Annotated in this window: 10 protein-coding genes and 1 tRNA gene; 2 read left to right on the top strand and 9 right to left on the bottom strand. The window is 43.6% G+C overall.

Annotated elements, in window-relative coordinates; genetic code table 11:
- The 3 genes from miaB to PHU49_08070 all read right to left on the bottom strand — a co-directional run.
- Nucleotides 1–1,006: tRNA (N6-isopentenyl adenosine(37)-C2)-methylthiotransferase MiaB (gene miaB / locus PHU49_08080; protein MDD5243960.1), on the bottom strand; the 1,006-nt coding region annotated here is incomplete at its 3' end.
- A gap of 82 nt (nt 1,007–1,088) precedes the next feature.
- Nucleotides 1,089–1,838 (bottom strand): 5'/3'-nucleotidase SurE, encoded by a 750-nt coding sequence (gene surE, locus PHU49_08075; protein ID MDD5243959.1) that lies wholly within the window; start codon nt 1,836–1,838, stop codon nt 1,089–1,091.
- Nucleotides 1,839–1,860: 22 nt separating this feature from the next.
- Nucleotides 1,861–1,936, bottom strand: a tRNA-Pro gene (locus tag PHU49_08070).
- Nucleotides 1,937–2,248: 312 nt separating this feature from the next.
- Here PHU49_08070 and PHU49_08065 point away from each other — a divergent pair.
- Nucleotides 2,249–3,352, top strand: a complete 1,104-nt coding sequence (locus PHU49_08065; GenBank protein MDD5243958.1) for an ATP-dependent 6-phosphofructokinase — start codon at nt 2,249–2,251, stop codon at nt 3,350–3,352.
- A 214-nt stretch (nt 3,353–3,566) separates the two neighbouring features.
- Here the strand turns inward: PHU49_08065 and PHU49_08060 are convergent, their stop codons facing one another.
- The 6 genes from PHU49_08060 to PHU49_08035 form a co-directional block, all read right to left on the bottom strand.
- Nucleotides 3,567–4,547 (bottom strand): hypothetical protein, encoded by a 981-nt coding sequence (locus PHU49_08060; GenBank protein ID MDD5243957.1) that lies wholly within the window; start codon nt 4,545–4,547, stop codon nt 3,567–3,569.
- Between the two features lie 442 nt (nt 4,548–4,989).
- On the bottom strand, nt 4,990–6,543 hold the full coding sequence (locus tag PHU49_08055; GenBank protein MDD5243956.1) for a hypothetical protein: 1,554 nt from the start codon (nt 6,541–6,543) through the stop codon (nt 4,990–4,992).
- Nucleotides 6,503–7,072 (bottom strand): hypothetical protein, encoded by a 570-nt coding sequence (locus PHU49_08050; protein MDD5243955.1) that lies wholly within the window; start codon nt 7,070–7,072, stop codon nt 6,503–6,505. The genes PHU49_08055 and PHU49_08050 overlap by 41 nt, the downstream gene beginning before the upstream one ends.
- Before the next feature lie 360 nt (nt 7,073–7,432).
- Nucleotides 7,433–7,990 (bottom strand): hypothetical protein, encoded by a 558-nt coding sequence (locus tag PHU49_08045; protein ID MDD5243954.1) that lies wholly within the window; start codon nt 7,988–7,990, stop codon nt 7,433–7,435.
- Between the two features lie 39 nt (nt 7,991–8,029).
- Complete coding sequence (locus PHU49_08040; protein MDD5243953.1) at nt 8,030–8,290, bottom strand: hypothetical protein; 261 nt, start codon at nt 8,288–8,290, stop codon at nt 8,030–8,032.
- Nucleotides 8,291–8,704: 414 nt separating this feature from the next.
- Entirely contained in the window at nt 8,705–11,215 is a 2,511-nt protein-coding gene (locus tag PHU49_08035; protein MDD5243952.1) for a hypothetical protein, read from the bottom strand.
- A gap of 699 nt (nt 11,216–11,914) precedes the next feature.
- Here PHU49_08035 and PHU49_08030 point away from each other — a divergent pair.
- On the top strand, nt 11,915–13,329 hold a 1,415-nt coding region (locus PHU49_08030), incomplete at its 3' end, for a class II fructose-bisphosphate aldolase (GenBank protein ID MDD5243951.1).

Genomic DNA, 13,329 nt, shown 5'->3' with positions numbered 1-13,329 from the left:
TCCTCGGAGAAAAGATAAAGGAGAATATACCGTCGAATTGAATATCTTCTATGAGATCCATGGTTTTTCTGAAATCTTCCTCATCTTCGCCGGGAAAGCCGACGATGCAATCTGCCGTGATGGCCACCTCGCGGCACCTGTCTCTCAGCGCCCTTACCTTTGCGATGTATTCATCCGAGCTGTAACCCCGGTTCATGAGATTCAGGATCTTGTCCGAGCCGGACTGAAAGGGGAGGTGGATGTGCTCGCAGAGCTTTTCCAGTCTTCCGAAGCAATCGATCAGTTCCGGGGAAAGGTCCCGGGGATGGGAAGTGACGAACCGGATCCTTTCTATACCATTGATGCCGTTGATCTCGTGCAGCAGTTCCGGGAAGGAGATGTCGTCCCTCGTGTTGTTGTAGGAATTCACGTTCTGCCCGAGCAGCGTAACCTCTTTTACCCCCTTGTCTCCGAGCGCGGCGATCTCCCGGAGGACATCGCGGCTGTCCCTGCTTGCCTCTCTCCCTCTCACGTAAGGCACTATGCAGTAACTGCAGAAGTTGTTGCACCCTTTCATGATCGTCACGTAGGCCTTGACCGTGCCTTGTCCGTATCCCGGTCTTACGAGGAGGGCGCCGTTGCACCCGTTCTCGGAAAAATCGAGGAACGGTCCGCCGAGCAATGCCCGGTCAACGGCCTCTTTGATCTTATGGATGTTCGAAGGACCAAGGGAGAAATCAATAAACGGCAATCGCTGCAGTATGTTCTCTTGCTCCATCTGGGCTATACAACCGGTGACCCCGATGAGCGTACCTTTTTTCTTTTTGACGGCGCTCAGTCTGCCCATGAGACTGTAGAATTTTTGCTCGGCCTTTTCCCGTATGCAGCAGGTGTTGACGATCACGACGTCGGCATCTTTTGCATCCTCAACCTGCTCCATGCCCTCGATGGCAAGGAGGGAGGCCATCTTCTCCGTATCGTGCTCGTTCATCTGGCATCCGAAATTTTCAATATGGAATTTCATCATACCTTCCGCCGTCAATCAGTGCAGCGGCAGCGGCAATCATCAAAAGGATGAAAGCCGTCTGCTGAAAGCTGAATGCTGCTTTTCATACACCGTTTCCGAAATGCTCTCTGTATTTTTTCATTGACCGCATGGCGGTCATGTCCAGATCCATCGGGGTTATTGATACGTATCCTTTCTCAATTGCGTAGAAATCCGTTCCCCTGATGTGTTCGTAGTTTTCGCCGTTGCCGCCGATCCAGTAATACGCGCCGCCTCTCGGATCAACCCTCTCAACTACTGTATCATTATATATCCTTTTTCCGAGTCTTGTCACCATAAAACCTTTGACCTGTTTTGCCGGAAGGTTGGGGATATTGACGTTAAAAAAGGTATTGTCCGGGGCCGCGACGTCACAGATTTTGCCGATTATCCTTTCAACGATTTTTGCCGCGTCATCGAAACGAAAATTATCCCTCGCGCAGAGGGATGCCGCCATGGAGGGTATCCGCATAAATGCGCCTTCCTTTGCGGCGGCCACCGTCCCGGAGTAGTTTACGTCCTGACCCATGTTGGGGCCTTTGTTGATCCCGGAGATGATGAGATGCGGGGCTTGTTTCAGTATTACCTTGACCCCGAGATATACGCAGTCGGCAGGGGTTCCGTTCGTTGAATAGATACCGCCTGCAATCTCTTTTATCCTCAGCGGTTTGTGGAGGGTGATCGCATGCGCGACACAGGTCCTTTCCCTCTCGGGAGAGATAATGCATATGTCGTGTTTTTTGATGAGATGCTTCCTGAGGGTCAGGATACCCTCGGAATTTACGCCGTCATCATTTGTTAAAAGGATTAGCAAGCGAACACCAACCAAAATAGAATCGGGGCGACGGGATTTGAACCTGCGGCCTCCTGCACCCCAAGCAGGTGCGCTAAACCATGCTGCGCTACGCCCCGATAGTATAAAACTATATAAGATTGCAGGGCAAAAGTCCACTCTTTTGAGTATACCCACAAACGGCTCATAGCTGATAGTTCATGGCAAAAGTAAAAAACCAGCGGGCATACTCCTTTTCCAGGTCAAACATATGGCTTTCAATGTAAGGTTACGTATAGTGGATGAAATAGTGTATAATAATTATAGGGAAGGAAACTCAACGAAATGGGGGTAAAAGTCGTACGGCACGAATAATGGCCTGCCTGTTCAGCACGGCCTTTGTGCCTTTGGTTATTAGCAGGGAAATCTGATTTGTGAAGGGGGCAAAAGTCATGAAACTAAAAATAGCTGTTTTAACAGGTGGAGGAGACTGCCCCGGCCTGAATGGTGCGGTCAAATGGGTAACAAAAAGTGTTCTTGATCCAAAACTCGCTGAGAAGCGATCTGTTTCTTTTGAAGTTATCGGTGTTGCTGACGGTTGGAAGGGATTGGTAGAGGTTGATCCTGACGATCCGAAAAGCTGCGATCGATACCTCAAGCGTCTGGATGAAGAGATCGTTCGAACATGGGACCGGTATGGCGGGACAAACTTAGGGACCTCACGTACAAACCCGTTCAATCCGAAAAATGATCGTTCTGAAAAATTAATTGATAATATTAAAAAGCTCGGGATAGACGCACTTGTTGTGCTTGGCGGAGAAGATACGCTTGGTGTTGCCTATAAATTGCACAAACTGGGCATCAAGACAATAGGCATTCCCAAGACCATTGATAATGACCTTACAGGGACCGAATATTCGCTCGGTTTTGATACCGCTGTTAATGTGATTATGGAGGAAATTGATCGGCTGAGAACCACCGCAGGTTCTCACGGCCGGATCTTTGTTGTCGAAACAATGGGACGTCATGCAGGATGGCTCGCCCTCCACGGAGGTGAGTGCAGCGGTGCATATATTATTTTGATACCCGAACACCATTTTGATATGGGCAAGGTATGTGAACTTCTTCGTGAACGAAGGGGACGGGAAATAAAATATTCGATTATTGTCGTTTCTGAAGGGGCGAAACCTTCGGGACAGCATGAATTCCTGAGAAACGGTAAGATAGACGAATTCGGTCACCCCTCACTCGGGGGAATAGCGAGTTATATAGCTGGTGAGATTGAAAAACAAACAGGATTCGAATCGCGCCATCTCATCCTGAGTCATTTACAGCGTGGAGGATCGCCATCCGCACGTGATCGTTTAATGGCCAGATGGTTTGGTATTGCCGCTGCTGATATGATAATCAACGAGGATTTTGGACGCATGGTAAGTCTTGTACGGGGTGAAATTACAAGCGTTCCCATGAAAGAGATCATCAATAACTTGAAACTTGTTGACGTGGAAAGATATTATGATACCGAAAGGTATAACGGCCGCAGATCGATAATGTAGTGAGATTGTGAACTTTTCTGGGTTTGATTATTTTTTTTGGTGTTTTTACCTACGAAGTGTGGAGCTTCGCGATTTCGCAAAGGCAAGGATTACGAATTGTAAGGAAGTGTGGTAGTGGCTCATGTGAACCAGTAGCTCGTAAATAACATATCGGAAATGGTGGTATTAATATTGACATCCCCAACGGCTCCCCTGACATCAAAAGCATTTCCCATCAGGGGTGTACAAGTTTTAATGACAGTTCTAACTCCTCGGTCTTGCTATTCTCCAGAAAATCAAGATATTCAATGAATTCTCTCCAGTTTGATCTAGAAAAAAGTCGTGTGCCAAACCGGTCGGCAATTCCAACTCGCTTGTCAGTTGCGATCTCGAACATTGTGCTATCAATGAACATTGCATGGCAATATGGTGCATAAAGCGAAATAAACTGAATATCATAAAATAAACCGCGAAGGCGTTTTTTAGCCTTTTCGGGGTTTTGATACTGTCCTCTCTCTACGCGCTCTTTCAGTCCAGCAAAGAGACCGGCTTCTATCCATACCTGTGGGACTTGTCGAAAATATGTTGACTGAAAATAGGCCATAATGTGTTTCAGTCGAAATGAGAAATCCATTTCATTACAATTCCATGCTAGGAGACTCTCAACGACTTGTGAGTCGATAGGTGCATAAAGCCTTGCCATAAGATCACCACTTGCAGCACGTTTGCTCATATCAAAATATAATTGTAAGTAGATGTTCGCACACTCGGCCATCTCTATTGATCGATGCTCTTCGAAAGTGGTGGTGCTATTTCGCCAAACTTGGAATAGGTTTATGAGTCCCGAGACTGCTTCCTGTTTGCTCTTTCGGACGGCTTCAGCATCTTGTGGCATCCGTGAAACATCGATCCAGAAATAATCGTCCCAGTCGTTAATATCGGTCTTCAGAGCGTCTCCAAGTTCTACCTGGAATTCCGTACCATCCCTTTTGAGAAAACGTTCAAATCCTCGAATTATTTGAGCGTGCTTCACTCTGTATTCAGGATAGAATTCATGTCCTCTTGAAGTTCGCTTGATAAATTCCCAGAGGCTATTTTGCTGTGGGTCCCTCCATTGAAGGGTTTCTGTTTCATGAGTGCGAGAGTATGGGCAGACAACAACTTGGTCATGGGCAAGCCTGCCAATACGTTCAGCAGCGTTCACAAACTGAGACAAGTTCCTCCGAAAAGCGTGAGAAAGAAAAAATTGATCGAGGTACAGGATTGCCTTAGACAGAGGAGGAAGAGGCCATTGCACTGAATATTTGCAGTGGAGGCAGCCCTGAAGTAGTATATCGTTCGAAATAGAAACATTTCCAAACGACTCCTTGGCGCCGCATCCCGGACATTTACCTATGATTCGCGTGACAAGCACGATCTTTATCCCCTAACAGCCTTATGCAGAGAAAGTCCCTATGATATGCTATTAATTACCACTCATATTATCGCATTTCAAGCGAAAGCTGACGGGTGTGGATGACAGGAAGAAGACCGTACTTGAAAACACCTACTTATGGAGCATGGGGTATACAATGACAAGTATATTACTGAAAGAAATGAAGCCTTGGCTTGCAGTCGCGTAGTAGATATATTGTGAACCTTTGCTAATTATTAATTAGTTAAGACTGGTTGGCAAAGTCCTTGATAAAACTTGGGAAATATCTATCTCTCAATAAAAACATAAGAAACAGAATGGCCCTATCTCGGACTGAAATCGAGTTTTGTTTCCGCTCATGTTGAATCATACGACTATATTCGTTTTTGAATTTAATGGAAAAGTCAGGATCAAACGATGTTACTATTTCCCTATGATTGTAGGTGTACAAAGCATCATCGGACAGTATGTGGTAAAATTCTAGGGCCACTCCAACTGCTTTTAGGTCATTGGCAATATGCTCGAATAATGATTTGTCTCCAAGCAGATAGGCCATATCGAGTAGGGCGCAAGCTAGAAAACTCGATGTCTCTTTTTGAAACGAGAGGCCAGTCAAGTATTCTGACAATAGCTGTTCAAATTCTTCCTGTCGAGAAGAACCAATTGGACTAATTCCAATATCTTCATGTCTGTCACATAACCATACACAGACGTTGTTAAGAAATATACGGAGACGTTCAGTTTCGCCCAGCTTCAAAAGAACCAAAGAAATAAGAACAACAGAGATTGCATAGTTATTGCTCAAAACATAACAACACCCCTTCTCTTCCTTTAGGATTCTCAGAAAAAGTGATTCTATCTCTTTCAAAGGTTTTACCGATGTAAGTATGTGGAGAGAAAACACCTCTAACGTTCTGAGACAGGATGAAGGATAGTAAAAGATCTTAAAAAAACCTTCGCCATAAAGGTCTAGTGGTTCAGTATCCCTACTCTTGCTTTCCACAACCCTTAAAAGTGTTGTGGAAATTTCATCAAAATACATCTCGATGGCCTCTCGGTAACTGTTGTATGATTCGTTTTTAAGAAGAGTCCTAACAAGAGCAGATAAGACGAGAGTAGCCTCATATTGTTTTCCCTTATCCATCAATAATTTGGAGAAAAAATATGATTCAAAAAGAACTTGCAACTTGTTGAGTGAATTATTCCAATCCAGCTCCAGCCAATGTTTTGTGTATTCTTCAATGTTGAAAGAGTCGATAGAATCATTGTTTGTTATTTGTGAATAGAAGTGAAAGAACCTGCCTACCAGCTCTGGTGATCGATGCAGCTCAAAGAAAGGTTCTATTCCACTGATAAGAAAGTCAGAAGTGAGCTTCTGCCTTTCCCACGTTTCAATCGGAAGTGATTTGAGTGTTTTGTCTACGAACCTATTGAACTCCTGGAAAGCAATAGCAGCAGGTTGCAGCAAACTGCCTGAGGTAACAAACACAACCTGATAAGGCAGGCTTGAGTCAAAATTAGGATGCGAGAGTTTGTTTATACATGCTTCAATAAGTTGCGGTCGAACATCGTCTCTAAACTTTCCCAAGTTAACATCTCCTGCTTTCAACTGAAATGAGTACTGAATATCTGTTGCGCCGGTTCTCATTTTCGCGATAATGTCTTTTCCGAATTCTGTCCCACCGTGGGTTAGATGAATGTCGTAGAAACCCTTTAATTCTAATAATTGCATAAAAGGGAGAAATAGCTGAAGTTCCTTAGTCGAGGTAAGATAATCTTCGATAACACTTTTTAGCATAGAATGTTTTCTTCTTGGCCTCCATTATCTTTTTTTGACGGTCTCTCTGTTCCTTTGAAAACTTGGTCTTCTTGATTTTCTCAACTAGTTCTGGCCCCGCTACGATAGAAGGCATGATTGCCTCTCCTGCATCATTAAAAGTAATTTCAATCTTTTCCATCATATCCAAAAACATGTCTACAGAAAACGGTTTCCCAGCTGCATTGACAACGTTTCCTGTAAACTCAGTTATTTTACCTACAGATTCAAACATCATTTTATGAACCTCGATAATAAACTCCGTAGCAATCTTGTTAATGACCACAGCAAACTCTTCGATTCTATAGTTCTTAACATCTTCGAGGCGGACTTCTGCGGTAGCCGACATTATCTTCAATGGTCTGATAAGTTCCTTATCCGCACGGGCATATCTAGTACCACCACCGTGAAGTGTTTTGCGTGTATGTATATCTTTCAGAAGGGAATCTTCGGACATTAGATGTTCGTAATATTTTTTCAGTATGTAATTCTCGACTGCTCGTGGATTCATTTCTGTACAATATCCTTATTTTTCAAGGGTGGTATGGAGGAGTCCATTTTCCATCGAAAAGATTTAACTTGAATCTTGACCAAAGCTTTTGCCCTTATACTCGCCATTTTTTACATTTTCTGTTCGTTCCCGAGAGATGTCAAGGAGAATTTATCTGTGTAGTAGAATACCATGTGAAGTGTCGTATTTAAGGCAGAAACCGCACTGCGCGAATTGCAGGAAGGAACGGGTGGCCAGTGCACCTACTTATCAAGCATACGACGCGCAAAAATAAGTTGTAGAGTACGGAAAGAAAAGAGTATAACGCAACAATCAGCCAAGAGTGTAACGAGTCGGCTTGACGCGGTGTAAGCCATTACATCAGCTTAAAGTTTTGGCAAATTCGTACATCTCATTCCAAAGCTCACACCCATCCCACCAATCGTAGAAATCAAAAGAAAGCTCTTTACCGTTCATACTTGGTTCTATAGTTTTGCTTCTCCAAGTAACTGGTAGCCGCGCTAAATCATGTTGTACAAATTTCCAGTGTTGCGTATGTGTCAACGAATTTCTGACCATACGCGCAAATTGATACCAACCTTGAGCTTGCATTTGAGCAAGTTGATTGGTCTGTGCACTGTAATTGAAAAGAGCTTCGTAGCTGTCAATGGTTAAATTTCGTAGCAACATTTTGGCGAACTCCATTGCCGAATGAGTCAGGTTAAAATCAGGCGAGCCAGCAAAAACCATCTCATAAAACTTGCCAGCCTCAACTGGTATGGTCTTTCCTGGTGGAATGCAGTAAAGACCATCTTCTCCCACGATAACTCTATCGCTCGTTAATACATCTTCTGGTCTCAATCGTCTCATCAGACAATGAGCGAATAAGCCTATTGAGAAGTTGCTGTAGATTGTTTTTAGTTGGTCGGCAATAGCCATATACTTCTTATTACTCCAAATCGGTTTTTGGTATCTCAGTCAAACAGATAACCGTAAACAATCGGCAAAAATAATAAAAAAATATCCGGCCAAATTTAATAATGTCGATAAAATTAAAGAATAAATTTCCATATCAATAATTTTAAATTTATCATAAGAGCTTAAAGATTGATATTTTATTCCATTATTTTCTAATTCAACTTGATCTTTAACATTTTCCCTGTAGTTGAAAAAATTATGTACTGAAAATAAAAATAAAATTATTGGAATAACAGCGCCAATAATTTTATTATCCTTCAAAAAATAAAATTTTGTACTCAATCCAGATAGAAGAAACGCATAATAAGAAAAAACTCCAACAACAATTTTATACCTAATTGTTAACACAATTTTGTATAGCTGGATAAATACGACCTTTTAATTTATCTTTACTTGTTATTTCTGACATATCACTTCCCGTCACCTTAAAGTAATTTTTTTAAATTGGCCGTTTTACCGTAATATCCGCTCTCTTTTGTCCATTGTCCTCCAACCTTATTTAAATTTCAAGCTAATAATTTCCAGCAATATCATTGAATATGGATTGAAAGTTGTATCCTCATAAAAAATGACAAATGCTCAACTTCAGGAAGAAGTAGTCGCTGAAAACACCTACAAAGGTTGTATACGGTTAGTGTTATTAAAGGTGAAGATCAGAATGAAGCTTAGCAATTCTCATTGCTTACGTCGAATACTATCAAACATCTTGTGGACACGCTTCCCAAAATATCCTAAATCAACAGGGTACTCGTTGAATTCCGAGAACCCGGATGCAACCAAGGTGTCGACCGTTATGTGCCTCCCCACTTTCTCGGCAATCTCTTCAAGGACTTTCTTCAGTTTGATCTTCGTAGCGTCTAAATCAGTTTCAGATTCGCAATATTGTTCAAATACCAATAATGCAATGTCGGGACGGATCAATTTTATTTCTTCTATAAATTTGCTTATTCCGTCTGGTTTCTCGATGAAACTAATAGCACTCATCTTCACTTCTGCAGCATAGAACCGGCCGCCCATTACACACAGAAGATCTATCTCATTTTTTGTTTCCGAACTGTTATGTTCGGGATACAGGTCAACTTCCGGGAGATAATAAAAACTATGGAGCCAATCTGTTTCTTGCAACTGACCCAGTGCCCATAATACAGTCAGTCCATTGTGCTCACATAGTGATCGATATATAAAATCGTTAAGTTCATATTTCCATTCAAGGTCGATGGGTGCAAAATGAGTCTTTGCACAGATATTACAGTTGTTTGTTTCTTTGATGTCCTCAAAAGTCCGCGTATTGGCGTGACCGCAGTATGAACATCTCCATTGATAAACGCGAAAAAATACCCTTTTTCTTATTAAGAATTCTAATGTATCTGTCAAATTCGTCTTTAGATAATTGCTGACGATCCCGATTTTGTCGAACCGCAATTCTGCCCTTAATCTCTCTTTCGACTCCCGATCGTTTGGCAAACACCCATCAAAATGACTTCGAGCATGAACCTTATTGTCATCACCTTTACCTTTCCATTTTCTTAAGATGTTTCTCCAGTATTGGTTTGTTAGGAGTTCCGAGGCGTCGGATGGGTGGTCAAACATTGAAATAACACCACGCAGATTCTGACCCTTGTCGGATATTGCCATGTCTTTGTATGATTTATAGTTCAGCGCAGACCGCAGATCTTTTTCTGACAGATAGGGATTCTCAAGAATCAGCCAGCGAAACACATTTTCATCGTCGGGTAAAGAAAGGTCATATGAGAACATTCTATTGATTGCTTCTGTTCGGAAAGGAAAACTATCCGTCGATGGTACCAGAGCGAGCCGATGATTCTTTGACACTTTTGCCAAATTCTTAGTAAATGCTCTTACCACGGAATGCCGCCGCGGCAACATCCAGGTATCAACCTCATTAGAGAATCTTGAGAGGTTGTTGTGCCGCTCTATTTCGAGTTCAACTATCCATTGCCCATCATCATAACCTCGAAATCTCATAGGAATGAAGGCGAAATGTTCAGGTTCTTTGGCCTGTATCTGGTTGACGTCCTCGCTTAGCTTAAAAGTGGTTACGTCTGGCTGGCTGGTGTAATAAGATTTCTCAAGATCTTCACTCGCCGGTATCGCCGGAGCATTGTATCTTTCATCAAGAAAAACCTGGTTGAATGTGTACTTGCTCAATCTGTCTCTTATTGGGCCAAGGTCCTCTTTGTTATGGGTAAAGCTTCTTATGGCAACACGAGCGGGCCCATTATGCCCTCCCAAGAAATTATGCTTATTCAAGTATTGACCCACCACCTTAATAAACTCATCATCTTGTAACTGCACGTCGTTGACAAGAAGGGCTCCAAATACATCGCCAAAAAGACTCCGGGCATTCCAAAAATGAATGCGATCGAGACAGGTATGTCCGACAAAGAGATTGAAATTAGCAGCCCAAACATGAGACCTTACACGGGGGACCGACTGGCTATGGACCATCGCCAGCCATGCAATCGGCAAAGCCTTGTTGCTACTGATTTGCAAAAGAACCTCAGCAATTGAAGTAGTTTTGCTGGTACCGACGATCATACGGTCCGGCACTTCATTCGGAGTGAAACAGAAAGTATTATAAAGCCCTTGGACCGGATTGGGATAGTTATGCAGATCAAATGCTGCGCCAAAGTTATCAGGTATAAATCGGTATTCATCAAATTTCTCCCATTGCGTGATAACAGTGGGGACTGCAGCTTCTTCTTTGACCCAGAATGGGAGGCGATCGCCGGCGTATGGACTGTGAATGGTTGAGAACGATGAAACTGCTTTAAAATAGATCCCCCAATCTGGCAAATAGTTTTGCCATCCTCTGGCCTCATTCAATCCATGTTTTTTATGCTCTATGAATGCGATCGGGCAAGACAGAACATTGATCTTCTCGATCAATTCTTGCCCCAAATGCACATATGAATAAATAAAGTCAGGATCGTAAAACTCTAACCAAGACTCGTATTCCTCGTGGAGGAACTGACCTCCAACAGTTGGGATAATCAGAGTACGGCCGCCAGACCAGCGGGTATAACATTCGTAAAAAACCGCATCGATTATCCAATGACTAAGGTCTGCTTCTTCGTACGGAATCAGGTAAACAATTCTAATCGGTCTATTTGACGCCCTAACTTCGATATTTTTATCTAAACTCCGGCGCGATTCAAAACTCATAATGAAGCCCCTTTATTTCTTTCACCCCTTTGTTTGTTCCGGCTGTTTATATTCATAACATTTTCTATATTTATTGGGAATATGTATTTTGCTCTCTTGTTCCATTCATTTCCTGATGTAATGTTGCACAGTTCCACAGATATCCCAGTACAATATTTCAGGAAGGAGTAACAGAATTTCAATTTAAAAAATCTTTCAAAGCGAGTTATTTTTGAAAAAAACGTTTCTATCAAAAAGTCCCGTCCTCCAATTGTGCGTTCTCGATAGAATGCCTAAGGGCGGTATGAAAACCTCATCACCCGCACGCGGGTACCCGGCTCGTGGAGCCTTCCCCTCATGCTCGTGGAGCTTGCAGAATAGATTCCCGCGAGCGGCGCAAGCCGGCAGAGGACCACGTCTTCAGATGTGGGTAAATGCTCCCGTTTTTCACACGAAGTGTATGTATTTATAGTACCACGGGCTTGCCCGTGGGATTTATTCAGTACAGTTGACCTATTAAAAACTTGACAGATAAGGCAGTGGCATGTTTTTTTCAATATGAGTTAGAAGGAGGCCAATAATCAAATTATTCTTATTGAAGAATTACTAAAAAACAATGTCTAATACTGGGAGTAGATGTAATATTCATAAAGTATAATGGTACTTGAGTACATAGTAATGTGACCCACAGTATTAAGAGATCATTAAAAGGAGGTTCATATGGCTGACGTAAAGATTAAAGATGTCCTGGATGCGGTTGATAACAGCCTGGAGGTGAAACAAGGGGCTGTTCGGGTAAACGATCCGGCAAAGTTCCGCGAAAAGGTTCAGAAGCTTGCCGAGATATCGGCGCTCGGGTCAGGGGAGCAACAGAGGCTCGCACGCTTTCTCACGCGAGCGGCAGCGCTGGATCTGGGGATCATCCCTGCCTCAATCCATGATCTGTATATGGCCCGCGGCCGCGGTGAGGTGCCGCCGGTCTTTACGGTTCCCGCGATCAACCTGCGCGCCCTCTCTTTTGACGCGGCCCGCGTTATCTTCCGTGTGGCGAAAAGCATGGATGCCGCGGCATTTATCTTTGAGATAGCCCGTTCTGAGATCGGGTACACAGGCCAGCACCCTACAGAGTACGCCGCGTCTATCCTTGCCGCTGCAATTGCGGAAGATCATAAGGGACCGGTCTTCATCCAGGGTGACCATTTTCAGATCTCCGCCAAGCGATATGGCGCCAATCCTGACGTTGAAGTACAGGCAGTGAAAGACCTGATAAAGGAATCGCTCGCGGCAGGTTTTTTTAACATCGACGTAGATACCTCTACGATGGTAGATCTGAGCAAACCCTCTGTGCCTGAACAGCAGGTGCTTAACACAGAGCTTTCCGCCGAATTAACCGCATATATCCGCAAAATAGAGCCAAAGGGGATTACCGTTTCAGTCGGCGGCGAGATTGGTGAGGTTGGCGGGCGCAATTCAACGGAAGAAGAATTGCGCGCCTATATTGAAGGATTCAGGAAGGCGCTGGACAAGCGAGGTGCCGGCATGACGGGTTTAAGCAAGATCAGTATCCAGACAGGGACGTCACATGGCGGTGTTGTGCTGCCGGACGGATCGATTGCGAAGGTTAAAGTCGATTTTGACACATTGCATCGCCTGAGTCAGATTGCACGCCGGGATTATGCTATGGGAGGGGCAGTGCAGCACGGTGCATCAACCCTGCCCGAAGATGCCTTCGGCAAGTTTGTGGAAACGGAAACATGCGAGATCCACCTGGCGACAAATTTTATGAATATGTTCTTCGACCGTATCCCTGATAATTTACGCGAGGAAATGTATGCCTATCTGCGGGAAAAACATTCCTCAGATCGAAAAGGCGATATGACCGATGAACAATTCTACTATAAGACACGTAAAAATGCGGTGGGCCCCTTCAAGACACAGTCCTGGAATGTGCCGCTTTCCGTTAAAGAAGAGATCAAAAAGGACTGGGAATCCCAGTTCAGAAAACTCTTCGATCTGTTGGGGATGAAAGGTACCCGTCAGTACATTGAGAAATCCATAAAACCGGTTGTTATCCAACCCAACCTTAAAGATTATCTTGGCGAGGCAGCCGGCGTTGAAAGCGTAAGCGATCTCGC

Source organism: Syntrophorhabdaceae bacterium (assembly GCA_028713955.1).
In the GTDB taxonomy this organism is placed as follows: domain Bacteria; phylum Desulfobacterota; class Syntrophorhabdia; order Syntrophorhabdales; family Syntrophorhabdaceae; genus UBA5609.
Note: the sequence above shows the minus strand (reverse complement) of the source record. Positions and strands in the feature narration are given on the sequence as shown.

Excerpts from the sequence above, each read along its gene's own strand:
- PHU49_08065 (MDD5243958.1), top strand. The coding sequence starts at position 2,249 with ATGAAACTAAAAATAGCTGTTTTAACAGGTGGAGGAGACTGCCCCGGC.
- PHU49_08055 (MDD5243956.1), bottom strand. The coding sequence starts at position 6,543 with ATGCTAAAAAGTGTTATCGAAGATTATCTTACCTCGACTAAGGAACTT.
- PHU49_08050 (MDD5243955.1), bottom strand. The coding sequence starts at position 7,072 with ATGAATCCACGAGCAGTCGAGAATTACATACTGAAAAAATATTACGAA.
- PHU49_08045 (MDD5243954.1), bottom strand. The coding sequence starts at position 7,990 with ATGGCTATTGCCGACCAACTAAAAACAATCTACAGCAACTTCTCAATA.
- PHU49_08035 (MDD5243952.1), bottom strand. The coding sequence starts at position 11,215 with ATGAGTTTTGAATCGCGCCGGAGTTTAGATAAAAATATCGAAGTTAGG.